Annotated in this window: 21 protein-coding genes; 15 read left to right on the forward strand and 6 right to left on the reverse strand. The window is 46.0% G+C overall.

Annotated elements, in window-relative coordinates:
- Positions 1–7: 7 nt before the first annotated feature.
- The 3 genes from folB to R7035_RS06700 are packed head-to-tail and all read left to right on the forward strand — an operon-like array spanning position 8 to position 1,664.
- Positions 8–367: a bifunctional dihydroneopterin aldolase/7,8-dihydroneopterin epimerase gene (gene folB, locus R7035_RS06690; protein ID WP_005379859.1), complete on the forward strand. Its 360-nt coding sequence runs from the start codon at positions 8–10 to the stop codon at positions 365–367.
- Entirely contained in the window at positions 364–846 is a 483-nt protein-coding gene (folK, locus tag R7035_RS06695; RefSeq protein ID WP_005387457.1) for a 2-amino-4-hydroxy-6-hydroxymethyldihydropteridine diphosphokinase, read from the forward strand. The genes folB and folK overlap by 4 nt, the downstream gene beginning before the upstream one ends.
- Before the next feature lie 14 nt (positions 847–860).
- Positions 861–1,664, forward strand: a complete 804-nt coding sequence (locus tag R7035_RS06700; protein ID WP_017820255.1) for an undecaprenyl-diphosphate phosphatase — start codon at positions 861–863, stop codon at positions 1,662–1,664.
- 52 nt (positions 1,665–1,716) lie between these two features.
- Here R7035_RS06700 and R7035_RS06705 read toward each other — a convergent pair whose 3' ends face one another.
- A complete protein-coding gene (locus R7035_RS06705) occupies positions 1,717–2,937 on the reverse strand; it encodes a multifunctional CCA addition/repair protein (protein ID WP_318100786.1) in 1,221 nt (406 codons plus the stop codon).
- A gap of 137 nt (positions 2,938–3,074) precedes the next feature.
- Between R7035_RS06705 and R7035_RS06710 the strand changes: the two genes are divergently transcribed.
- The 3 genes from R7035_RS06710 to ggt all read left to right on the forward strand — a co-directional run bounded on the left by R7035_RS06710 (position 3,075) and on the right by ggt (position 7,381).
- Positions 3,075–4,691: an ExeA family protein gene (locus R7035_RS06710; protein WP_193837544.1), complete on the forward strand. Its 1,617-nt coding sequence runs from the start codon at positions 3,075–3,077 to the stop codon at positions 4,689–4,691.
- The gene (locus tag R7035_RS06715) at positions 4,691–5,377 is read left to right on the forward strand and encodes a general secretion pathway protein GspB (protein WP_318100782.1); all 687 of its coding nucleotides are present in this window, start codon (positions 4,691–4,693) and stop codon (positions 5,375–5,377) included. The genes R7035_RS06710 and R7035_RS06715 overlap by 1 nt, the downstream gene beginning before the upstream one ends.
- 273 nt (positions 5,378–5,650) lie before the next feature.
- Positions 5,651–7,381: a gamma-glutamyltransferase gene (gene ggt / locus R7035_RS06720; protein ID WP_318100778.1), complete on the forward strand. Its 1,731-nt coding sequence runs from the start codon at positions 5,651–5,653 to the stop codon at positions 7,379–7,381.
- An 88-nt stretch (positions 7,382–7,469) separates the two neighbouring features.
- Here the strand turns inward: ggt and R7035_RS06725 are convergent, their stop codons facing one another.
- From R7035_RS06725 to R7035_RS06735, 3 genes are all read right to left on the reverse strand, one after another.
- Positions 7,470–8,081 (reverse strand): TIGR04211 family SH3 domain-containing protein, encoded by a 612-nt coding sequence (locus R7035_RS06725; RefSeq protein ID WP_005379900.1) that lies wholly within the window; start codon positions 8,079–8,081, stop codon positions 7,470–7,472.
- 178 nt (positions 8,082–8,259) lie between these two features.
- Positions 8,260–9,519, reverse strand: coding sequence for an inorganic phosphate transporter (locus R7035_RS06730; protein WP_017820251.1), 1,260 nt, complete (start codon positions 9,517–9,519; stop codon positions 8,260–8,262).
- 131 nt (positions 9,520–9,650) lie between these two features.
- Positions 9,651–10,331, reverse strand: coding sequence for a TIGR00153 family protein (locus tag R7035_RS06735; protein WP_005379896.1), 681 nt, complete (start codon positions 10,329–10,331; stop codon positions 9,651–9,653).
- A gap of 212 nt (positions 10,332–10,543) precedes the next feature.
- Between R7035_RS06735 and R7035_RS06740 the strand changes: the two genes are divergently transcribed.
- Positions 10,544–12,076, forward strand: a complete 1,533-nt coding sequence (locus tag R7035_RS06740) for an inorganic triphosphatase (RefSeq protein ID WP_005379894.1) — start codon at positions 10,544–10,546, stop codon at positions 12,074–12,076.
- 41 nt (positions 12,077–12,117) lie between these two features.
- Here the strand turns inward: R7035_RS06740 and R7035_RS06745 are convergent, their stop codons facing one another.
- Positions 12,118–12,891, reverse strand: coding sequence for a potassium channel family protein (locus tag R7035_RS06745; protein ID WP_025768395.1), 774 nt, complete (start codon positions 12,889–12,891; stop codon positions 12,118–12,120).
- Positions 12,892–12,996: 105 nt separating this feature from the next.
- Between R7035_RS06745 and R7035_RS06750 the strand changes: the two genes are divergently transcribed.
- From R7035_RS06750 to hldE, 3 genes are all read left to right on the forward strand, one after another.
- Positions 12,997–14,253, forward strand: coding sequence for a methyl-accepting chemotaxis protein (locus R7035_RS06750; protein WP_318100775.1), 1,257 nt, complete (start codon positions 12,997–12,999; stop codon positions 14,251–14,253).
- Between the two features lie 113 nt (positions 14,254–14,366).
- Positions 14,367–17,210 carry a bifunctional [glutamate--ammonia ligase]-adenylyl-L-tyrosine phosphorylase/[glutamate--ammonia-ligase] adenylyltransferase gene (glnE, locus tag R7035_RS06755; protein WP_213971583.1) on the forward strand — a complete coding sequence of 948 codons (2,844 nt, stop codon included), beginning with the start codon at positions 14,367–14,369 and terminating at the stop codon, positions 17,208–17,210.
- 67 nt (positions 17,211–17,277) lie between these two features.
- On the forward strand, positions 17,278–18,708 hold the full coding sequence (gene hldE / locus R7035_RS06760; RefSeq protein ID WP_017633601.1) for a bifunctional D-glycero-beta-D-manno-heptose-7-phosphate kinase/D-glycero-beta-D-manno-heptose 1-phosphate adenylyltransferase HldE: 1,431 nt from the start codon (positions 17,278–17,280) through the stop codon (positions 18,706–18,708).
- A gap of 178 nt (positions 18,709–18,886) precedes the next feature.
- On the opposite strand, the gene tolC is transcribed toward hldE, so the two are convergent.
- Complete coding sequence (tolC, locus tag R7035_RS06765; RefSeq protein ID WP_005379884.1) at positions 18,887–20,215, reverse strand: outer membrane channel protein TolC; 1,329 nt, start codon at positions 20,213–20,215, stop codon at positions 18,887–18,889.
- A gap of 229 nt (positions 20,216–20,444) precedes the next feature.
- On the opposite strand from tolC, the gene nudF reads away from it, so the two are divergent.
- From nudF to parE, 5 genes are all read left to right on the forward strand, one after another.
- Complete coding sequence (nudF, locus tag R7035_RS06770; protein WP_213971584.1) at positions 20,445–21,095, forward strand: ADP-ribose diphosphatase; 651 nt, start codon at positions 20,445–20,447, stop codon at positions 21,093–21,095.
- A complete protein-coding gene (locus R7035_RS06775; RefSeq protein ID WP_017633603.1) occupies positions 21,095–21,538 on the forward strand; it encodes a DUF1249 family protein in 444 nt (147 codons plus the stop codon). The genes nudF and R7035_RS06775 overlap by 1 nt, the downstream gene beginning before the upstream one ends.
- A gap of 61 nt (positions 21,539–21,599) precedes the next feature.
- Positions 21,600–22,406: a 3',5'-cyclic-AMP phosphodiesterase gene (gene cpdA / locus R7035_RS06780; protein ID WP_005387419.1), complete on the forward strand. Its 807-nt coding sequence runs from the start codon at positions 21,600–21,602 to the stop codon at positions 22,404–22,406.
- A 47-nt stretch (positions 22,407–22,453) separates the two neighbouring features.
- Positions 22,454–23,038 carry an esterase YqiA gene (gene yqiA, locus R7035_RS06785; protein WP_213917032.1) on the forward strand — a complete coding sequence of 195 codons (585 nt, stop codon included), beginning with the start codon at positions 22,454–22,456 and terminating at the stop codon, positions 23,036–23,038.
- Between the two features lie 249 nt (positions 23,039–23,287).
- Entirely contained in the window at positions 23,288–25,168 is a 1,881-nt protein-coding gene (gene parE, locus R7035_RS06790) for a DNA topoisomerase IV subunit B (protein ID WP_005387417.1), read from the forward strand.
- The last annotated feature ends 2 nt before the right edge of the window (positions 25,169–25,170 follow it).

Raw genomic sequence — 25,170 nt, forward strand, 5'->3', positions numbered from 1 at the left:
ACATAAGATGGCTCTGGATAAAGTTTTTATTGAACAGTTAGAAGTAATCACCACAATTGGCGTGTACGACTGGGAGCAACAAATCAAACAAAAGTTGGTTCTAGATATTGAAATGGCACACGATAATAAACCTGCGGGCAAAAGTGATGATGTGCAAGATGCACTGGATTATTCGCAGGTGAGTGAGGCGGTACTTAACCACATTGAAAATGGTCGTTTCTTACTGGTCGAGCGCGTGGCTGAAGAAGTAGCAGAGCTTATCATGCTGCGTTTCTCAGTGCCTTGGGTGAAAATCCGCCTAGCGAAGCCTGGCGCCGTGCCGCAAGCACGTGCTGTTGGTGTGGTGATTGAGCGAGGCCGAGCATGATCACCACCTATATCGGTGTTGGGACGAACGTAGAAAGAGAGCAACATGTGCTTGCTGCGTATCAGGAGCTGCAACGGCTTGGAGAAAATCTCCTCGTATCACCGATATATGAATGCGAACCTATTGGTTTTAGCAGCAAGAATTTCTACAACTTTGTCGTTGCAATGCGTACCGAGTTGTCATTAGAAGAGTTGAGCCATCAACTACGCGAGATTGAATTTAAGTGGGGACGCGAAGAAAACGCGCAAAAGTATCAGGATCGAACACTGGATCTCGATATAGTGTTGTTCGGTGAGCGCGTCTCCAAGAAAAAACCTGAGCTACCTCGCAGTGATATCTACAAATATCCTTTTGTCACAAAGCCGCTGTATGATCTCGAACCGCAATTAGTGATCCCAGGCGATGGACGCACAGTCGCAGACATTTGGCATGCTATGCAGCCAGTCGATTCGCTCAAACCCGTTTCCTTTCATTTTTAATTTGAGTTGTTTACATGAGTTATTTTGAAGCCTTTATTTTGGCTCTGATTCAGGGGCTGACAGAGTTTTTGCCTATTTCAAGCTCTGCCCATTTGATCCTGCCTTCCGCTATTTTAGGATGGGAAGACCAAGGTCTAGCCTTTGATGTTGCTGTTCACGTCGGTACATTAATGGCTGTCGTGATCTATTTTCGTCATGAAGTAATCACTTTGTTTCAAGCGTTATTTGCTTCGATCTTTAAAGGAGATCGCAGTAAAGAAGCTAAATTGGCTTGGATGATCGTGATTGCGACGATTCCAGCTTGTGTGTTCGGCTTATTGATGAAAGACATCATTGAAGTGTATCTACGTAGCGCTTACGTCATCGCGACTACTACGATCGTATTTGGCCTGTTGCTATGGTGGGTAGACAAAAACGCTAAACTCGTTGCCGATGAATACCAAACGGGTTGGAAGAAAGCTGTATTTATCGGTATTGCTCAAGCCTTAGCGATGATTCCTGGAACTTCACGTTCAGGGGCGACCATCACAGCAGCGCTTTACCTTGGCTTTACTCGAGAAGCGGCTGCCCGATTTTCGTTTTTAATGTCGATCCCAATCATTACATTAGCTGGTAGCTACTTAGGCATGAAGTTAGTGACCAGTGGTGAACCTGTCCATGTTGGTTTCTTAATGACTGGCATTATCACATCGTTTATCAGTGCGTACATCTGTATCCACTTCTTCTTGAAGATGATTTCACGAATGGGCATGACACCGTTTGTGATTTACCGTCTCATTTTGGGCGTCGGTTTGTTCGCTTTTCTATTAAGTGCATAATTGATGTTAACGAAAAACGCCCGCGAAATCCGCGGGCGTTTTTGTTTGTTCGTTACTTCTTAAGTGCTGCTTTCACTGCTTCAATACGTCGTTTTTCTTGCTCGTCACGAATCGCAGGGCCTTTAAAGCCCTCTTTGATAATGGCTTGAACGTCAACTGCCGCTGCTGCTTGGTAGGCTTGCCTAAAAATATCCGCCTGTGGATATGGTTGCGTTTCCAGTCCTTTACGACCAGCGTGATCCGCTTGGCAGCAAAGCAAGATATCTTGCAGACGTTCGGACTTACGCCACACATCAAGTTTATTGAGTATTTTAATTATGGTTTGTGGTTTAAGTTCAGCCGCGCGATGAATATTGGAGTGCTGTTCGCACACCATCAAGGCTAAATCACGAAACTCATTTGGTACCCGGACACGTTCGCACAGCTTTTTGATCAGTTTTAATCCTGTATGGCAATGCATTTTGTGGCTTGGCCATTCGCTCTCTGGCGTCACGCCCTTACCCAAGTCATGCACTTGGGCGGCAAACCTGACGGGGAGTGATTTACTCAATTTTGCGGCTTGCTCTGCCACCATCAAAGTATGGATGCCAGTATCGATTTCTGGATGCCACTTCTCAGGTTGAGGTACGCCAAATAGTGCATCAATTTCAGGTAACACCACGGTTAATGCACCACAGTCTCGTAGAACCGATAAGAAAATATCAGGGCGAGGAGTAGAGAGAGATTTATGCCATTCTTGCCAAACACGCTCGGGAGTCAGTGTGCTCAGCTCTCCGGACTCTGCCATGTGACGCATTAACCGCATGGTTTCGTCGGCAACCGTAAAGTTTAGATCAGCAAGCTTCGCTGCGAAGCGAGCGACACGTAAAACGCGTAGAGGGTCTTCAATAAAGGCGTCTGATACATGGCGTAGCAGTTTATCGTTGAGATCTTGCTGGCCACCATATGGGTCATGGATCGTGCCATCACTCTCCATTGCCATCGCGTTAATGGTTAAATCACGACGTATCAAATCTTCTTCTAAGGTGACGTTTTGATCGAAGAAACATTCAAAACCAGTGTAACCAGAACCTGACTTTCTCTCTGTTCGTGCAAGGGCATATTCTTCTTTACTTTTGGGATGCAGAAATACAGGAAAGTCTTTACCAACGGCGGTGTATCCTTGGGACAGCATCATCTCGGGCGTCGCGCCTACGACCACCCAGTCGTTGTCATAACTATCAATTCCGAGCAATTTATCTCGAACTGCGCCACCTACTAAATAAACTTGCACGAATTACCTCTTAATTTATGGATATGCCGTTGGACATTGTAGCAAGCAATGGTACTTTTCTTTACTCCTAAGAATAGAAGAAGAGCGTTTATACCATGTCTGACTATTCCCAGGTGGTTTTTTAGCTGGAGAGCCTAATGTATAAGGACTTTTTTGGGTTTGTCGAACAACCATTTTCGATTGTTCCAAACTCACGTTATTTGTATTTGAGCCAACGTCACAAAGAGGCAATCACACATCTCCAAGCTGGGCTAGGCGATGGCGGTGGCTTTGCTATGCTTACTGGCGAAGTAGGTACAGGCAAAACGACTGTCGCAAAAGCGATGCTGGCGAATTTGGGTGATAACACCAAAGCGGGTCTTATCCTCAATCCCACGTTTTCGAGTAGAGATTTGCTCGAAGCCATTTGTGATGAGTTCAAAATCACCTATCCGCCAGACGCAAACCTCAAACAGCTAAACCAGGTTATCCATCAATATTTGCTGCGTAATTATCGTTCAGGCTGGCAGACATTGCTGGTCATTGATGAGGCTCAACACCTTGCTGCCGACGTTCTAGAGCAGTTGCGCTTGTTGACCAACTTGGAAACCGATACCAGAAAACTGCTCAAAGTGTTGTTGGTCGGGCAGCCTGAATTGCAGCGGTTATTACAAACAACACAACTACGCCAACTTGCCCAGCGTATTACTGGGCGTTATCACCTGTTGCCGTTGGATGAAAAAGAGACAGAAGATTACATCGCATTTCGACTACATACAGCAGGTGGCAACCAGCAACTGTTTAATCGTGCTTCTTGTAAACTTATAGCCAAATACAGTCACGGTATACCGCGGCTCATCAACCTTATCTGTGACAAATCCCTCAACATTAGTTATCACCAGGGTAATGTGGTTGTGGATAAGCAAACCGTTCAGCAGGCCTGTGAAGAGGTGATGCAGTTTCAGGCAGATATTTATCAGCAAGATAAAAAAGAGCGCCGGACTTTCCGTTGGCCTGCTTGGGGCTCTGTCACGGTAGGCCTTATTGCTGCATTAAGTACGGGGTGGGCGGTCGTGAATTATATGCCAGCTCAAGCGACGTCAGTGTTGACACAAGTGACGGAGCCAAGAGTAGAGCCAACACCAACCGTCGTCAGCCAACAGTTAACGGATGAGCAGCGTGATTTATTGTTAACACAAAAACAGTCGAACCTCGCTGTAAATGATTTGTATCGTTTGTGGGGGTATCAAGCATCGGTTCGCGATAATCTTTGTTTGTCAGAACCGCAGTCGACTATGCGTTGTGAGCGTAAAATGGCGACTTGGCCGCTGTTGATGCAACAAAATCGCCCTGTGATCTTGGAGTTGAATTATCAAGGTGATGTTGGGTATGTCATTCTATATGCCGTCGGTAATGATCAAGCTGAAGTGCTCAATGGTAAGCAGCGTCTCCGTCTGCCAGTTTCGTGGCTAAAGCCGTTGTGGCAGGGCAATATTATCGAACTGTGGCATGCTCCGCTGAATGAAACATTACGTTTAGACATGGAAGGCCCTGCGATTGAAGTATTAGACCGATTATTAGCAGAAGCGGTGAGTGAGCCACTGCTTGAAACGTCTATTTTTGATGGTGCGATGAAAGAGCGAGTCGAGTTATTTCAACGTTGGCAAGGAATTGGTGTCGATGGTATTGCAGGTAAGCGAACGCTAGACCGACTTCAGCAAAATGTTCAGCCAGATGCGCCTCAACTGGCGAGAATCGAGAAGGAGGACGCATAATGTCAGCTGTGAAACATATAGGTCTGTTCTTGCTGCCAATCACTGCTTCTGCTATCGGAGTCGCTTGGTACTTAGATCTCTTTGCACCGAGTGCTGAAGTAGATACAACGTCCCCGATAGAAAAGGTCGAAGTGGTATCACCTTTCAAAGTATTAGACTATCCAGAGAACACCCAGTTGGCCCAATTGCCAAGAGAGTGGCCAAGTGCAGAGCTATCGCGTGATTTTGGTACATTTACCACCCCCGATGAATACACGAGCCATACACCAAGCAGAGATGAAACACGCAACTCAGCATCAACCCAAGCGACTTCTGCTGCTGAAGAGGACCTCGGGTTGTCTTTGGATGATCTGGATTTATCCTCATTATCTCCTGATTTAGCTAGGAAGGTCGAAAATGCCTTATCCCGAGATGATGACAACTCTTCATCACAAACGGCACGCGTGAACGATTTAGAGCGCAACGCTCACCAGTGGCAAGGGCGTCTACCTGCGCTTAATTTGCAAACCCATATGTACGCTAGTGATGAAAAACGCCGTTGGGTGAAAATTAACAATGTTGAGTATCATCAAGGGGATGTCGTTGATGATCAGGTCACTCTAAGAGAAATACAACCGCAAGCTGTGATTGTTGAGTTCCAAGGTGAGCAAATTCGTATACCAGCGTTGTATGAGTGGAAAGGGTAACTCTTGTAGAAACACATCAAGCCAGCGAAATCATATCGCTGGCTTTTTATTTTTCAGAGCATCTTTTGCATCTATTCTGGTGATGATTTTTAGATACTCAAACAAGCAAAATATAGCTTTTCTCAGTCGTTTAAATAGCACCAATATCATTCATCTATTGATAGCGCGATTCCAGTCAGCGTTGTGTAAAAAGACACCATCTTCACGAACTTCGGAGTAATGACTTGGTCCACGTTAGACCCCATCACATAATAGGAGTCTAAACAGAGACACATGCGTATTCTGATTTTTTCTTTAAGCATTGTTGCATCGACAAGCTATGCAGCAAAGCCAGACCCATTCCCAGTTACACCAGATAGTCGCGGGCAAGATTTCATGGTCAGTGCGACGAATCCTTACGTGAGCAGTACCGGTTACTCAATATTGAAAGAAGGCGGTAACGCTGTTGATGCTATGGTCGCGATGCAGATGGTGATGTCTGTCGTTGAGCCAGATATGACCGGAATTGGCGGCGGGACTTTCGCGCTGTTTTATCAACATGACGAGAAAAAATTTCTGGCCCTTGATGGTCGAGATGAAGCGCCCTCTAGCGCGAACCCTGAAATGTTTGTTGAGAATGGGGAAGTACTCAGTCGCAACGAAATATTAGGCCCTCGTTCTGTTGCGGTTCCGGGCACGTTGCGGTTGCTTTACACCACTCATGAACAATACGGCAAGTTGCCATGGGCAGAGCTGATTAAGCCGGCAATTACATTGGCGAGCAATGGGTACGCGATGAACAGCTACACCTACGACATCGTAGTAAGAGAGCAAAGCCGACTTGAGCAAGATCCGGAAGTGAAAGCCTTGTATTGGCAAGGGGACGATATTAAGCCGACGGGAACCTTGATGAAGAACCCTAAGATGGCTGAGACGCTGAGGAAGATCGCGCAACAAGGCGATCGTTACCTTTATGGTGGTGAGCTTGGTCAGCACATCGTAGAGACGGTTAATAGTCGTATTGACGACCAACACGAGAAGTTGTCTTTAGAAGATTTTAAACATTACCAAGTGAAGCAGCGTGACATCATTGAGAGCGACTACCGTGGGAATAAAATCGTCTCTTTTGGTTACCCAGCTTCGGGCGGTGTGATGGTCGCTCAGAGTCTTGAACTGCTTGCACCCTATGACATTGCCCATATGGCGAAAACGGATGTGGAACCTTGGCGTCTCATGACTGAAGCGATGCGAATTGCAAAAGCCGATCGTATTGCGTATGCCGGAGATCCGGATTATGTGGAAGCGCCAGTTGAACAGTTGTTGTCTAAAGCCTATCTAGATCAGAGACGTGATTTAATCCCTGACAATGGCACTTCAAAAGAGGATCCAAAAGCAGGACAGATGACGCAAACTCAGTATGCGCAATATCAAGGCTTCGAGAGCAAAGATACAGGGCATATTTCTATCGTCGATAGAGACGGAAATGCAATAGCGATGACTAGTACGGTAGGAACGGGTATGGGCTCGGGTGTCATGGTCGATGGCGTTATCTTGAACGCGCAGATGGCTAACTTCTCACCTCTGCCAACGGTTAACGGCAAACCTACGCAAAACTCAATTGAAGCGGGCAAGCGTCCACGTTCGGCTATTACGCCATTAATGGTGATGGACAGTGATGATAATTTGCGTTTGGTGGTTGGGTCACCAGGTAGTTCACAAATCCCGGGGTATGTACTCAAAACCGTGGTTGGGGTGCTGGATTGGAACTTATCAGCGCAAGAGGCTATTGACTTACCAAACATCCAGTATGGCACTAAGATAGACCGCACCAAGTCTTATGACCCGACTGGTTTGCTGGTGGAAAAGAAAACGTTCGCAGAAATGTTGGTGCCTGAGTTTATGGAGCTTGGCTACCCAGTGCACGTTATTCCAGTGGTAAGCGGTTTGAATGCAATTGAGCTAAAAGATGGCAAGCTTTATGGCGCAACGGATCGTCGTCGAGCCTCTAGTTCAATGGGGGAGTAGTACTCACTTCTATCAAACGAAGCAAACTAAAAAGCCAGTCAATATCGACTGGCTTTTGCGTTCTTTTTAAAGATAAAAGCGTAAGGGTTTATGCCCAACCCGCAGGAGAGCGCTTTCTACGAGGCATGACATGCGGAAGAATCAAACCAAATAGTAAACCTAAACCTGCGACACCGCCGCCATAAGTGAAGTACTTAAGCAGCATGTCATCTTTTTGTGTATCCAGTTTTGCGCGTAGCTCGCGGTTTTCTGTTTCAACAGAAGTAAGCTGATCACTGATCTCAGAGTATTTATTTTCTAGATCTGAAATTTGTTGGTTACGTGTTTCGAGAGAGGTAACAAGACCGGCTTTCTCTGCATCAGAAGTTTGACGAGCATTAGCAAGCTGCTCTTTTACTTCGGCTAGCTCTTTCTCAATGCGAGGAAGGCGAATTGCCATGCTCTCTTGGTTTGTCACAAACTTGCTTTGTACCCAACCAGTGCGACCACGGTCATCACGAACTTGCGTATAGCCAGTATCTCGGTTGGTTTTAATCAGTTGTACTTTAGAACCGGCGTTAACACTACCGATAATACGGTAGGTGTTATTTGGACCTGAGTGCATAAAAGTGAAGAGGTCATCAGAAATATAACGGTCTGCTGCTAGGGCCGCTGGCGCTGCTAGCAAAGTAAACAAAACCGTGATGATTAGTTTTTTCACAGTAAATCCCTTAACGATTTTTCTTGGAGACAGCGTTGGCACCGAATGATTGGAGCCGGAAATAGACGAATAGTATGCAGTTTCAAACCTCGGTGCAACAAAGAAGGGAGGCAAAGCCTCCCTTTCTGTGCGTTTGAGTCAATAATGACAAAGCGCTTACATTCTATTGACGAGTGTCTTAAGCGAACATCGCTTGAAGTCCGTAGAAGAATACTACGGCCAATAACGCACCCGCTGGTAGTGTAACGATCCATGATGCCACGATGTTACGAACTACGCCTAGGTTCAGTGCTGCGATACCACGAGCAAAGCCAACACCGAGAACCGCACCAACCAATGTTTGAGTGGTTGAAATTGGCAGGCCTGTACCAGACGCTAGAACTACCGTACATGCTGTTGCTAGCTGTGCTGCAAAACCGCGGCTAGGCGTTAGCTCAGTGATGCCTGTACCAACGGTTGCCATTACTTTGTGACCCAGTGTTGCAAGACCGACCACGATACCAATACCACCAAGAGGTAGAATCCACCAAGCGATGGCGCTTTTCGTGCTGATTTCGCCCATGTGTTCAACAGTCGATACGACAGCAGACAGTGGACCAATGGCGTTTGCAACGTCGTTTGAACCGTGTGCAAATGCCATCGCACAAGCGGTGATAACCATCAGAACGCTGAAGATACCTTCCACGCCAGAAAAGCTGCGGTCCTCTTCGCGATTAGCGAATTTTTTCTGGATGTATACGTAGCCGCCAATCATCACAAGTGCTGAAACTGCTGCTGCCCACATCCAGGCTTCACCATTGGTCAGGTGAAGACCAACGTGTTTTAGACCTTTTTTGATGGTTACAAGTGCAATCACCATTGTTGTGATGAACATGTAAACAGGTACAAAACGTTTCGCGTTAAACAGAGGGTTCTCAGTATCAAAAATCAGGCGCTGTGCGCTGACAAAGATAACGTAAGCAAAGAAACCTGAAATCACTGGCGTAATAATCCAGCTACCAACAATGCCTTGAACGCTGCCCCAGTCAACCGCTTCAGTACCTACTGATACGCATGCAAAACCAATGATTGCACCGATGATTGAGTGAGTCGTTGATACTGGCCAGCCCATGTAAGAAGCAAGAAGCAGCCATGTACCTGCTGCTAAAAGCGCAGACATCATGCCGTAGACAAGAACATCTGGTTGACTAGCAAATAAAGAAGTTTCGATTACACCTTTACGGATAGTGTCGGTTACTTCACCGCCTGCAAGGTAAGCACCTGCAAATTCGAAGATCATCGCAATGATGATAGCTTGTTTTACAGTTAGCGCTTTTGAACCTACAGATGTACCCATCGCATTAGCAACGTCGTTCGCGCCAATACCAATCGCCATCATGAAACCAAAAATCGCTGCAACAATAATCAGGACAGTGCCGTAGTTCGCAAGGATATCCATCGTAATACCTAGTTGTTTTATAACAAGCGGAACAAAATTTTACGCGCGCCAAACCATAAGACGATGAAAATAGTCATCGTCCCTATGACACGTGTTAATTATGCTCTTCGTTATGTCGTTAACTTTATGTTTTAAGATCGAGATAGCATGACTTCCAAACGAGCACCTACGCGCTGCGCTTGGTCGGCAATACCACCTACCCATTCAAGAATCTTGTACAGGAACATGACATCGATAGGGTTCATGTCAGCTTCAATCACCATCAACTGTTGGCGAAGTTCAATCTGCATGGCATCGGTATCATCTTCGATAACGTCTAATTGATGAATCATTTCAGCGACGAGCGTCACTTCACGGCCTTTGAAGCCGGTTTCTAGCAATTCATCAAGTTCATTGATTACCTTTTGCGCCTGATCGGCAGCATCAAGACAACGTTGAACGTAAGCGAGGAAGTTTGGTTGGAGAGCCTCAGGGATGACAAGTTGACGACCATATACACGGCCAGCAATGTCTTTTGCCAGGTTTGCAAGTTTGTCCTGTTGAGTCAAAAGCTCAAGCATGTCAGTACGGTCGACTGGCATGAACAAACCGCGAGGCAGTTTTAGACGGATTTCACGTTTCAGCACATCCGCTTCTTTCTCTAGGTGAGAAATTTGTGCACGGATTTCTGCTGCTTTTTCCCAATCACCCTTTGAAGATACTTCAAAGAATTTCACCAAGTGTGAACAACATTCGTTGACACACACAACGTGGCGTTGCAAAGGCTTAATTGGGGACTTTGCAAATAACCCCATAATTGTATTTACTGGCATGGTCATTCAACCTAATAACTATAACCTTAAAAAAACATACACCATTTCTGAGTGCTTGGCGAAATGTTGAACGATGGCTATAAAGGCGCGCATGGTAACGCATTAAATCGCTCATTAAAACTGTTTTAGATCATCAATCCGGCGATATTTCTCTCTTGCCGTGTGAGAAATTACGCAATATCCTGTTTCTATCTGCTTTGAAAGGTATAGCTATGGAAACCGAAATAGAACTGAAGTTTTTTGTTTCTCCTGAATTTTCAGAAACTTTAAAAGAAAAAATTTCTGAGACAAAAGTACTTCAGCATAGTTGTCGTGACTTGGGTAACACCTATTTTGATACTGCCGATAAATGGCTTCGAAAGCACGACATTGGTTTAAGAATTCGCCGTTTTGATGATGTATTCGTCCAAACCGTAAAGACAGCAGGACGCGTCGTCGCAGGCTTACATCAAAGACCAGAATACAATGCTGAGCACACTAGCGACGAGCCTAATCTGTCGCTTCATCCTCTAGATATTTGGCCTCCAGGTAAAGATGCAGAAACGCTGCAATCCGAGCTTATGCCATTATTCTCGACCAACTTCACACGTGAACAATGGCTGATTGGCATGCCCGATGGCAGTCAGATTGAAGTTGCCTTTGACCAAGGCTTAGTTGTAGCCAAAGGTGAAGACGAAGAAGAGAAGCAAGAGCCGATTTGCGAAGTTGAACTGGAACTTAAGTCAGGCCAAACCGAAGCTTTATTCACGCTGGCACGCAGCTTTTGCGAGCAAGGCGGTATGCGTTTGGGTAACTTGAGCAAAGCGGCGAAAGGTTATCGACTTGCAAGCGGTTATGCGGGTGATGAAGTAAAATCATTGGCACTTGTGGACAGTAGTCCGACGGATACCGTTGAATTTTGCTTGATCAACTCTTTAGAGCACGCTTTGTCTCATTGGCATTATCACGAGCAAATTTATGCTGAGCGTGACAGCGTGGAAGCACTGCGTGAAATCAGTAATGCCATTCGTTTCATTCGTCAAACATTGACTATTTTTGGCGGGATTGTCCCTCGTCGCGCGAGCGCGATTCTGCGCCAAGAGCTTAAATGGTTGGAAGAAGAACTGAGTTGGTTGGATGAGCATGCACACCTTGAAGAGCTTTTAGATGACAAAGGCAATGTGCTGCGCAAGTTGGATGCACGTAAGTTCTTAGTATCTGAGTTGACTCAGCAGTTACAAGAGTTGCCAAGCCGTGAAGAAGTGCTAGGGTTGCTCAATTCCGCGCGTTACACAGGGTTACTGCTGGATCTAAGCCGCTGGATCTTAGCGCGCGGTTGGCAGCCATTTCTTGATGAAAAAGCACGTGAAAAAATGGCAAGTAACATCATGCCGTTTTCAGTTACTCAGCTCGATCGCACTTGGGCTGAGCTAATGGAAGCTTTCCCAGCAGAGCGCGATTTGACGGCGCAAGAGTACGTTGATCAGCGTTATCGCTTATTGCGTAACCTCTATACTGGTATTGGTTTCGCGAGTTTGTATAACTCGGATGAGCGTAACAGCTTCCGTTTACCATGGGCGGATCTAGTGCATGGTATCGATGATCTGCTAATGCTGAACCACTTGCTCCCGTTGGTTGATATGCTGGAAGACGCAGAAAAAGAGCAGTTAGAACGCTGGTTGCACCGTCAAGAGCGCTCAATTTTGCATGCAATGGATCAAACCCGAGCGATCAGTGTGGAAGTTCAGCCTTATTGGCGTGAATGATCGTTCTGGTGATAAGAACAAAAAAATAGGACCGCATGGTCCTATTTTTTTGTCTCTGTTTTACGTTGTTGTAGCTCTTTTTCCATGAAATCGAGTCGTTCTAGTATTTGAGCTTGTTGGGTTAGGAGCTGCTCGAGCATACGTTCTTTATTGATTGAACTGTGCGTCTGTTGTTTCGTTGGGGCAGTAAGGATAGAGGTGATAAGACCCGAGATCATACCAAAGATACCCACCCCGCAAACAATGATGATGACAGCCAAAAACTTTCCTATGGAGGTCACTGGATAATGATCGCCGTAACCAACCGTTGAGATTGTTACAAATACCCACCACAAAGCATCGGCGCCAGTACGAATATTCGCTTCTGGGTTTTTCGCTTCGATAAACAGCATTGCACTAGAACCGAGTGTTATGAGGATAACCATCAATAGCAGTATAGAGGCGACCGTGGTTTCGCGGCGGTTTTCTTTGAGCTGATGCAAAATGAACTTTGACGAACGCAGTACTAATACCACTCGCATAATATGAAAAATACGAGCAAAGCGCAGGGGCTCTATCAATGGGATGCTCGCCACGAAATCTATCCAATGACGTTTAAGGAATAACCAGCGATCTGTGGACCGGATCAAATCAATGGTGAGCTGTAGTAGAAAAATACTACAGATTATGAAATCCAGACCGATAAGAACTTGACGGGTTTCGTGATCGATCGGGAAAAACAACAAGCCAGAGATCACAAATAGTGCCATAAAAGACAATATTAGTGACAACAGGCCCATCGGTCGTGTGCTGTCTTTGATATCATTGTTTTTCATACGAAGCTCAAAATAAATCGCGTAACCACGCAAAGCGCGAACATAACTATAAGTAATATAAAGATTATAGATAAAGACTATATAAGACTCGGTGGAGAACTGACAATGGAAAAGCTGGCATTTAAGCCATGGGAAAGGGTCATATCCGACATTCGACTGGTGCCTAAAATGGTCATGTTGATGGTCTTCAGTACTGTCCTGATCGTGGCAAAACAACTGTGGGACGCAAACACTTTTTACGACTCACTTTTAGCGGCGACACAAAACGCGCAAGTTGCCCAACAGCATTATGAAGCATACTTAACGCAAGTTGCTTGGCAAACCGCCTTATTGATAGTGGTTTTTGTCGTGCTCTTATTAGCGGCGGCTAGAGTGATGTTGCGTCAAACACAGTATTTGAGCGACGCGATCAAACTGATGGCGAGCAAGAACCTCTCTGTTCCATTTGGTATGGATTGTAAAGATGAATACGGAGACGTGGCACGTGAATTAGAAAAGACACGTCGACAATTGCACGATGTGATTCAAATGCAAATTAATGCGTCTGATGAATTATCAACGCTCACCGAAGTCATGACACTGAGCATGTCGGAAACGAAGGAATCGGCGCAAGAAGAGTTTAACGAAATTGATCAACTTGCTACGGCGATGAGTGAAATGTCGTCGACGGTCCAAACGGTTGCGGAACATGCCCAGACGGCATCTTCTCTAACAGAGCAAGCTTCCGCGCAAGCAATTTCTGGTCAGCAGTTCTTGCAAAGTACAATGGCGAAAATGAGTGAACTTTCGTCGGATATCGCTTTATCGGCACAAGCGGTTAACCAAGTTGAAGAACGTGTTGAAGCTATTGGTAGCGTTGTGGGGACGATTCAAGGCATTTCTGAACAAACCAACCTGCTTGCACTGAATGCGGCGATTGAAGCGGCGCGAGCTGGCGAGGCTGGGCGGGGTTTTGCTGTGGTTGCAGATGAAGTTCGTAACCTTGCCCAACGTACACAACAAGCGACGGTAGAAATTCAAGAGATGATCGCACAGCTGCAAACCAGTGCTGAATCTGCGGTAGAACTCATGGAAAAAAGCGTTGTAGAAGCGGCAGATGGAAACGAGCTGGTTTCTAATGCTGGATCTGAGCTCGATGGTATTGTTGGGCAAGTGACGCAAATCAATGACATGAACTTCCAGATCGCGACGGCGTCTGGTCAGCAAAGCAGTGTTGCAGAAGAGATGAGCCAAAACCTCACCAATGTACGTGAGTTGGTGGAAGCCTCAGTTGTTGTCGTTACCGAGCTGCTAGAAACCTCTGAAATGATGCAAAATAATGCAGGTGAGCTAGACAAGAAGATCAAATCTTTCCAAGTTTAATATTCGATCCCGAACTTTTGATAAAACGCCCACAAACCTTTTGTGGGCGTTTTTATTTGCTTTCAGTCTGGTATAAAGAATGAGTTACCGTGCTTTTCAAACAAGGAAGAAAAATGCAGCTGCCTTCGCCACTGATTTCTATCGCTGAATCTGCCGTACAAAACGCCCAAGACGCAGGTTATTTTCCCCTTTGGCCCGATGAGGTTGCGCAGCAATTTCGTTATGTGGCGGGCTTAAGCCAATTTATAACCGAAGCCATTCATCGCGATGAAGTCCTAGGCCGTGAGTTGCCAAGTATGTTAGCGCAGCCAAGTCGTCAGGAGTCTTACCGCTCACGTCTTGCTGAACTGTTGGAACAATGTCCTGATGAGATGTCTGGTCATCGCGTGTTGCGTCAGTTTCGCAACCGAGAAATGGTGTACATTGCGTGGAAGGATTTCACGCATGCATGGTCTCTAGAGACGTCTTTAAGCCACTTATCTGAGTTGGCAGAAGCGATGATTTTTGAAACCTATCAATGGCAATATCAAGTGTGTTGTCAGGAGTGGGGCACGCCAACAAGTGAGGACGGTGAAGTGCAGCCGATGTTAATTATCGGCATGGGGAAACTGGGTGGTGGCGAGCTAAACTTTTCTTCCGATATTGATCTAATTTTCACGTACCCAGAGAATGGTGAAACCCAAGGCGCACGCCGAAGCATTGCCAATGCCCAGTTCTTTACTCGTCTTGGTCAACGCATCATCAAAGCGCTCGACCAACAAACCTTCGATGGTTTTTGCTACCGCGTCGACATGCGGCTTCGCCCATTTGGAGAAAGTGGCCCCTTGGTTATGAGCTATGCCGCACTTGAAGATTATTACCAAGAACAGGGACGAGATTGGGAACGTTACGCGATGATCAAAGCTCGGGTGATGGGATGTGAGATGTACCCGCAGTATCAAGAGCTACGCCAAATGCTGCGCCCTTTTGTTTTTCGTCGTTATATTGATTTCAGTGCGATTCAATCTTTGCGTCGAATGAAGTCGATGATCAGTAGCGAGGTTCGCCGCCGAGGGTTGAATAACAACATTAAGCTAGGTGCGGGTGGCATCCGAGAAATTGAATTTATCGCTCAAGTTTTTCAATTGATTCGAGGTGGTCGAGAGCCTTCTTTGCGTAATCGAGGGCTGTTGGAAACGCTGCAAGGCATTGAAGAACTGGCATTGCTTACTCCAAAAGAAGTCAGCGATCTAGAAGCTGCATACAAGTACTTGCGTCAATTAGAAAACTTGTTGCAAGCAATGGCGGATAAGCAAACCCAGACAATGCCTGATTGCGAAACCGAACGCTTAAAGCTCGCCACTGCGATGAAAATGAGCTGTTGGGAGCAATTAATTGAGCAAACCCAGCAGCATATGGCAAATGTTCACCAAGTTTTTGAATCACTAATTGGTGATGATGAAGAAGACGAGGGGACTACCGTTGCTCGTCATTTTCATGAGCTATGGGATATGGCCGACAAACAAGACGTTCTTGAGCATATCTTGCAGCAGGATATTCAGATTGAAGACTTTGCTTCATGCGCGAAAACCATCATCAACTTTAAAACCGATCTGGCCAAAAAAACGTTAGGCCCACGTGGACGCGAAGTGCTCAATCGTTTGATGCCGAAAGTGTTTGATGCGGTCTTTGCCCATCCTGATGCACAGTTTGGTTTATCTCGTGTACTTCACTTGCTACACAACATCTGCACTCGCACAACTTACTTGGAATTATTGGATGAGCATCCAGCGGCTCTGGTGCAGCTCGTACGTTTGTGTACCGCAAGCCCAATGATTTCAGAGCAGCTGTCTCGTTATCCTATCTTGCTTGATGAGTTGATCGACCCTGCGCAGCTATACAATCCCATTCCATTAGACAGTTACCGTACAGAGCTGCGTGATTATTTGGCGCGTATTCCTGAAGATGATATGGAACAGCAAATGGAAGCGTTGCGTCAGTTTAAGCAAATTTGTATTTTGCGTATTGCAGCGGCAGATATTGCTGGCGCATTGCCAGTGATGAAAGTGAGTGACCATTTAACTTATTTAGCGGAAGCTATCGTTGATGCGGTGATCAGTCAGGCTTGGTTGCAAGTGTCTGAAAAGTACGGCGAGCCAACGCATGTGAAAGATCGTGAAGGTAAAGGCTTTGCTGTAATTGGTTATGGTAAAGTCGGAGGGTGGGAGCTCGGCTATAACTCCGATTTGGATATTGTCTTCATGCATGACTGCCCCGTCAATGTCTACACTGACGGCAAGAAAGAGATTGATGGTCGTCAGTTCTACCTTCGTTTAGCACAGCGTATCATTCATATTTTCTCCACTCGCACCGCTTCCGGTATTTTATACGAGGTCGATACCCGATTGCGTCCGTCCGGTGCATCGGGTTTGTTGGTTAGCCCAACAGACGCGTTCGACGACTACCAACATCAAGACGCGTGGACATGGGAACATCAAGCACTTGTCCGCGCGCGCATGATTTATGGTGATGAACCACTGGCAATTGCATTTCACAATACGCGGCATGATGTGTTGTGCAAAGCACGCGATCAAGCTGAACTGAAAAAAGACGTTGTCGAAATGAGAGAAAAAATGCGCGGTCATCTTGGGGGGAAAAAGCCAGGCCGCTTTATGCTCAAGCAAGATGTAGGTGGGATTACCGATATCGAATTTCTCGCTCAGTACCTAGTGCTCAACTATAGTCACGATAAGCCGAAATTGACGCGTTGGTGTGATAATGTGCGCATCTTTGAAACGCTCATTGCGCAAGATGTTATGGACGAAGACCAAGCAATGCAGTTGATACGTGCTTACACGACAATGCGAAACGAAATACACCGCCGAAATCTACTTAATTTAGACGCTGATGTGGTGGAAGATAAGTTTGTTGCCGAAAGGGAGTGGGTAAAACAGGCTTGGAATCAGTGGTTCAGTTAAGACCATATATTTAGCCTCGATAAGGGCTGTGATAAACTCACTTCGATTTAATTTTTGGAGACCAACAATGAAACCAATTCTACCTGATTACAACAGCGCTGGTGTGCTCATCATCGGTGATGTCATGCTAGATCGTTACTGGTATGGCCCAACCGGACGCATTTCTCCTGAAGCGCCGGTTCCTGTTGTAAAAGTAGAAAACAATGAAGAGCGTCCTGGTGGTGCTGCGAACGTTGCGATGAACATCGCATCACTAGGTGGCCATGCTCACATTGTTGGTCTAACTGGGGAAGATGAGCCTGCAAAAGTGCTGACGGAGACGCTGAGCTCACTCAATGTGAAGTGCGATTTCGTTGCACTGCCTGATTACCCAACGATTACGAAGCTTCGCGTAATGAGCCGTGGACAACAGCTTATTCGTCTCGACTTCGAAGACAAGTTTGAAAACACAGATTCTGCGCCAGTGTTATCTCGAATGGATGCCGCACTACCAAACGTTAAAGCCGTGATTATGTCTGACTACGCAAAAGGCTCGTTAGAGCATGTTCAGGCATACATCCAAAAAGCGCGCGCAGCAAATATTCCGGTTTTCATTGACCCGAAAGGTGCGGATTTTGAACGCTACCGTGGCGCAACACTTCTTACGCCAAACATGAAAGAGTTCGAAGACGTTGTAGGTAAAGTGAAATCTGACCAAGAGCTAGTAGAGAAAGCACTGGCTTTGGTTGAAGAGTTTGAATTTGAAGCGCTTTTGGTGACACGCAGCGAAAACGGAATGACCTTGATTCGTCGTGGCCAGGAACCGTTCCACCTTCCAACTCAAGCGAAAGAAGTGTACGACGTGACAGGTGCGGGCGACACGGTTATCTCTGTATTGGCAGCGTCTGTTGCCGCAGGCAAATCATTTGAAGAAGCGTGCGCTTTAGCGAACGCAGCGGCAGGTGTTGTGGTTGGTAAACTAGGCACGTCAACGCTTTCTGAGATTGAATTAGCAGAAGCGGTACATGGCAGCCAAGACACGGATTACGGTGTGATTTCAGAAAAAGCATTGATCGAAGCGGTGAAAAAAGCACGTGCTCGTGGCGAGAAAGTCGTTATGACAAATGGCTGCTTTGATATTCTGCACGCTGGGCATGTGTCTTACTTAAACCATGCTGCTGAACTGGGCGATCGCCTAATCGTTGCGGTAAATACCGATGAGTCAGTAAAACGCCTTAAAGGCCCTGGTCGTCCGGTAAACCCAACCGATCGCCGCATGGCGGTGTTGGCAGGTTTGGGCGCTGTGGATTGGGTTGTACCATTTAGTGAAGATACGCCGCAGCGTTTGATCTCAGAAGTTCTACCAAGCTTGCTAGTAAAAGGCGGTGACTACAAACCAGAAGAGATTGCTGGTGGTAAAGAAGTCATTGCGGCGGGTGGTGAAGTTCGTGTATTGAACTTTGAAGATGGCTGCTCGACCAGTGAAATCATTAATGCAATCAAAGGCGGTAAGGGCTAAGCCTGCTGTTTGTTAGAATTGAAATGCTATTTGCTCATAAAGGTCGCTAAGTGAGGCCTTTTTGATACTTTTAGTTCAGAGGCACTTTTAGGCTCTGAACTACAAGTAATAAAAAACGCCAGCTGATAACTCAACTGGCGTTTTTTATTTATTAAGACCTGAAGTATTCAATTCGCGGTTATTTTGCCGCTTTCAAACCTGCATCAACGTCTAAGATGTCTTGTTCGCTTAGCGTACCAACTGCTTGGCGTAGCTGAAGAACACTTAAAATGTAGTCGTAACGAGCGTTCGATAGGTTTTTGTTCGCATCGTATAGACGACGAGTCGCGTCCAGTACATCAACGATAGTACGAGTACCTACATCAAAGCCAGCTTCTGTTGCTTCTAGTGCAGAGCGTGCAGAAATAACCGCTTGCTCATACGCACGTAATGCGCCGATAGAGGCGTTAATGTTGTTGTTTTGTGCGCGAACATCTTTTACTACGCTACGGTACTGTGCTTCAAGATCTTCGCTTGCTGCCACGTACGCGTATTCAGCTTGTTTGGTTTGAGAGGTTACGTTACCACCTGTGTATAGCGGTACAGCAAGGTTCACACCAATATTGAAGTTGTCTGTCGTGTTGTCACGAGAGCTATGAGAAGTATCACCGTAGTTGTAACCACCGTCTAGAGAGAGCGTTGGTAGGTGGCCAGAGCTTGCTAGTGAAATATTGTCACGCGCAATGTCTTGAAGAATACGTGATGATAGCAAGGTCAGGTTTTTGGTTTTTGCTTCATCAATGAGCGATTCAGCTGGTACGGTCGATGGGCTAGCAGTGAAGCGGCCAGTGTCCAAAATGTTGAGATCTTTGTGCTCTTGGCCTGTAATTTCACGCAGTGACTCGTAGCTATTAGTTAGCGCGTTTTCTGCCAACACTTCGTCCGCTAGCACTTGGTCGTACTGAGCTTGTGCGTCATGCACGTCAGTGATTGCAGACAAACCTACTTCAAAACGCTGTTTAGTTTGCTCAAGTTGACGGCCAACCGCGGCTTTTTCTGCACGTACGAAAACAAGATTATCTTGTGCGCGTAGAACTTCAAAATACGCTTGTGACACGCGAAGAATCAGTGCCTGTTGCGTCGCTGCGTAAGTTGCGTCTGCTTGGCGAGCACTTTTCTCAGCAGTATCTAGAGAGATCCAAGATGCGCGGTTGTAAAGTGCTTGTGAAAAGCTAACGCCAGCGGTTAGCGCGTTGCCATCGTTTGATACGTCACTAATTAGATTTGAATCGTATTCAGTATCACCACGAGTTAAATTGTAACCCGCAGTAAGGTTGATCTGTGGTAATAGAGCACTACGGCTTGAGGTGATTGCTTCGAAAGCTTGGTCACGTTGTGCTGCTACACTGAGCAATTGTGGATCATTTTGTTTTGCCAAGTCGTAGATTTCAGCCAAAGAGTCTGCGAACGCAGACGTACTCATGCTACCTAGCGCTGCACTGATAAATAGTGGAAGCAATTTTTTCATTTTCTATTCCCGCGGTCCATAGATTGGTTAATTCTCAGTAGTTTAACTCAATTTGCACGATATTTACTCTAAAGTTTGCACTTTTTTACACGTAATTATCCACTTGTGCAATAAATTTTTAGCAAAGACTTAAATTAATTTGTAACTATTATACAAAAAGTTGAGCCAAGTCCTTTGAGCAAGCGAATAACAATGAGTAAACTACAGGATTCACTCAGAGAGGTGTTGAATGCAACAGCGTGACAAACAACAACAAGATTTTACTTCGCGAGATGTAAAAGTCATCTCGAAAGAAACCTTATTTGAAGGTTTTTTCAAAATGGTGAAATACCGCTTTCAGCATAGGCTATTTGCTGGTGGTTGGAGTGGAGTTGTCGAACGAGAAATGTTCGAGCGTGGTCACGCAGCAGCGATGCTTCCTTATGATCCAAAGGCGGACCAGGTCGTAATCATTGAACAGATTCGTATTGGCGCGTTGGAACATGAACACCCTTGGCAGCTAGAAATTGTCGCCGGTATGATTGACCGCGATGAATCTGCTGAAGCCGTAATTCGTCGAGAGGCTGTCGAAGAAGCGGGGATTCAGGTGGGGCGCGTTGTACCTGTTACGTCCTATTATCCTTCGGCTGGTGGTTGCTCGGAAAAGCTAGACGTCTTTGTTGGTGAAGTGGATGCGTCTAAAGCGCACGGCATTCATGGTTTAGACTATGAGAATGAAGATATCCGGGTTCATGTCATGAGTCGTGAAACGGCGTATCAATGGGTGAAGGACGGGAAATTTGAAAATGGTGCGTCGATTATTGCGTTGCAATGGCTGCAATTACACCATCAAGAGTTAAAGTCAGAATGGGGACAATCCCAAACGGTGGAGAGTGAGTAATGGCACAATTGGCTGAAAAACAACAATATCATGTTGATTTAGCTGGTCTTATGAGAACCTATGAGACCAACTACGCTAAATTGAATGCCTTATTGCCTGCTTCTGCTGAAGTTGGGGATGTACGTTGCTACCAAGCGGCGAACATGGTTTACCAATTGACCGTGAATGAAATCACAAAATACACCACAGTTGTTGAGATATGTCAGAGTGATGAAACGCCAGTGTTTCCTTTACCGACGATGTCTGTCAGGCTTTATCATGATGCGAGAGTAGCCGAAGTATGCTCAAGCGGAGAGTTCTCTCGCATAAAAGCTAAGTATGATTATCCCAATGACCAACTGATGCAGAAAGATGAAAAGCATCAATTAAACACATTCCTCGGTGAATGGCTGACGTTTTGTTTACGAAGTGGTATCAGTAGAACACCACTTGCCTTCAATTGATCGTCACGTCACTAAAGGAAAATAACAAATAACGATATAGTGGACGAATCAGGTTTTCATTTTGCAATCATCTAGTGACAGCATCAAACTTTTACAAATTACGGATACTCATCTGTTTGCTGCCGATGAGGGAAGTTTGCTAAGCGTAAAAACAGTCGATAGCTTCAATGCTGTTGTTGCTGATGTTTTACGCCGCAACGTGGCGTTTGATTACATCTTGGCGACGGGGGATATTTCCCAAGACCATAGTGCAGAATCTTATCAGCGCTTTGCCAACGGCATTGAACCGCTAGAGAAAGACTGTTTTTGGCTACCTGGTAATCATGATTACAAGCCTAATATGGGCAGTGTTTTGCCTTCGCCACAAATCAAAGCCGCAGAGCATGTATTGCTTGGCGAGCATTGGCAGTTAATTCTTTTAGACTCGCAAGTGGTTGGCGTTCCTCATGGGCGCTTGAGTGATCAGCAATTAACGCTACTCGAAGAAAAGCTAGCCGAACACCCAGAAAGACACACACTTGTTTTGTTGCATCATCACCCGTTACTGGTGGGAAGCGCGTGGCTTGATCAACATACTTTAAAAGATGCCGAAGCGTTTTGGCAGGTTGTCGAGCGTTTTGATAACGTGAAAGGCATTCTCTGTGGCCATGTTCATCAAGATATGAATGTGCTTCACAAGGGTATTCGAGTGATGGCAACACCCTCAACTTGTGTTCAGTTTAAGCCTAACTCGGATGATTTTGCCCTTGATACCACTTCGCCTGGTTGGCGGGAGCTGCAACTACACGCTTGTGGCGATATTACGACCCAAGTAGGTCGGCTTCCTGATGGCCAGTTCCAACCAGACTTCTCTTCTAACGGCTACTAACGCGCCCGAGCTCTCTGTTCGGGCTCGCTTTTTTGTGCGAGATATATATGAGTAAACCTTCACTTCTTCTCTATATCCATGGCTTTAATAGCTCTCCACTCTCCATGAAAGCGAATGTGATGAGAGCCTACTGCGAGCAACATAGGCCTGATATTAAGGTGATTGTTCCCCAGTTACCTTGTTATCCTCAGCAAGCGGCGAAAATGTTGTTGTATATTATCGAGCAATATAAAGACGACTATAAAATTGGTCTAGTGGGCAGTTCATTAGGCGGTTTTATGTCAACGTGGCTAAATGACAAGTTTGGGTTTAAAGCGGTAGTGGTCAACCCCGCAGTCAAGCCTTATGAGTTGCTAGTAGATTATTTGGGTAAGCAAACTAACCCATATACGCATGAAACCTATACACTTGAAGCTTGTCATATTGACGAGTTAAAAGCTCTTGATGTACAAAGCATCGCGTCGCCACATTCTTTTTGGTTATTGCAACAAACAGAAGATGAGGTTTTAGACTATCGACAAGCGGTAGATAAGTTTGCAGACGCTAAGCAAACAGTAGAACAAGGCGGTGATCACAGTTTTGTAGGCTTTGAGCGTTATCCTGCACAGATTATCGAATTTCTAGAACTGTAATTCGAAAGCGATTGGAAAAGGCTCATAGTTTTTATTGATATATCCAACCGTTTCTTGACATGGGCGGTATGCTTTCCGACTATGTTTTGCCAAAAGATCTTAAGGGTCGAGGACCCTGGCTACTTTGTTATGCATCATGTTTACAAACTCTTAGTGATGTGAACAGGGTGGCTTTTTCGTTTCCTGAGTATGGGTACGCCCATTGGTGATACTCAGGCAACAAGTAAACTTTGAGAATAATTCCGTATTATGACTGAACAATATAATGCTGGTGCCATTGAAGTACTGAATGGCTTAGAGCCAGTACGTCGCCGACCAGGGATGTATACGGATACAGCGCGCCCAAACCATTTGGGCCAAGAAGTTATCGACAACAGTGTCGATGAAGCGCTAGCCGGACATGCCTCAAAAGTACAAGTCATCCTACATGCTGACCAATCACTCGAAGTGATCGATGATGGTCGAGGCATGCCTGTTGATATCCACCCAGAAGAGAAAGTATCAGGCGTAGAGCTAATTCTATGTAAGCTACATGCGGGTGGTAAGTTCTCTAACAAAAACTACCAATTCTCTGGTGGTTTGCACGGGGTAGGTATATCTGTAGTAAACGCGTTGTCAAAACGCGTTGAAGTAACAGTTCGTCGTGATGGTCAAGTGTATGAAATTGCATTTGAACACGGCGAGAAAGTGTCTGATCTGACCGTAACTGGCACATGTGGTCGTCGCAATCGCGGTACCAGCGTACATTTCTGGCCTGATGCGAAGTACTTCGATTCGGCTAACTTCTCTGTGACGCGCCTAGTCAACAACCTGCGCGCAAAAGCGGTTTTGTGTCCGGGTTTAGAAATCACATTAACCGACAAAGTTAATGGCAAAGACTATAAGTGGTACTACGAAGATGGTTTGAAAGACTATCTTGCGGAAGGTGTAAAAGGCTATCCAGTTATTCCTGAAGAACCATTTACTGGTGAGTTCTTGGCGGATACTGAAGCGGCAAACTGGGCGGTAATTTGGCAGCCAGAAGGCGGTGAGATGATCACCGAAAGCTACGTTAACCTAATCCCAACCGCTCAAGGTGGTACGCACGTTAATGGTTTACGCCAAGGCTTGTTGGAAGCGATGCGCGAATTCTGTGAGTTCCGTAATCTATTACCTCGTGGTGTGAAGCTAACGGGTGATGACGTTTTCGACCGCTGTTCTTACGTGCTGTCGGTTAAGATTCAAGACCCGCAATTTGCAGGCCAGACCAAAGAACGTCTGTCTTCTCGTCAAACCGCGGCATTTGTCTCTGGCGTTGTAAAAGATGCGTTCAGTCTTTGGTTGAACGAAAAGCCTCAGCTTGCAGAGCAATTGGCAGAAGTCTGTATCGCTAACGCACACCGTCGTATGCGTGCAGCGAAAAAAGTCGTACGTAAGAAAGTGGCGTCCGGCCCAGCACTGCCAGGTAAGTTGACCGACTGTTCAGCACAGGACTTAAGTCGCACTGAAATCTTCTTTGTGGAGGGTGACTCTGCGGGTGGCTCGGCAAAACAGGCACGTGACCGTGAATTCCAAGCCGTGATGCCACTACGTGGTAAGATCTTGAACACGTGGGAAGTCTCTGCCGATCAAGTTCTTGCGTCTCAAGAAGTACACGATATCTCCGTTGCTTTGGGTATTGACCCAGATAGCGACAACCTCGAGAGTCTTCGTTACGGTAAGATCTGTATCCTTGCCGATGCGGACTCGGATGGTCTTCACATCGCAACGCTGCTTTGTGCTCTATTTACTCGTCACTTCCGCGCACTAGTGGAAGCGGGTCATATCTATGTGGCGATGCCGCCTCTGTATCGAATCGACTGCGGGAAAGAAGTGTTCTACGCCCTCGATGATGATGAAAAAGATGGCATTTTAGAGCGCTTGTCGAAGAAGAAAGCCAAAATCAATGTGCAACGATTCAAAGGTCTGGGTGAGATGAACCCACTTCAGTTGCGTGAAACCACCATGGATCCGAACACGCGTCGCTTAGTGCAGTTAACCATTGACGACTCTACGGCGACCATGGAAATGATGGACATGCTGCTAGGTAAAAAGCGTGCAGATGACCGTCGTTCTTGGCTACAAAACAACGGCGACTTGGCAGAGGTGTAACG

It is taken from the genome of Vibrio sp. 1731 (assembly GCF_033339955.1).
GTDB lineage: Bacteria > Pseudomonadota > Gammaproteobacteria > Enterobacterales > Vibrionaceae > Vibrio > Vibrio alginolyticus.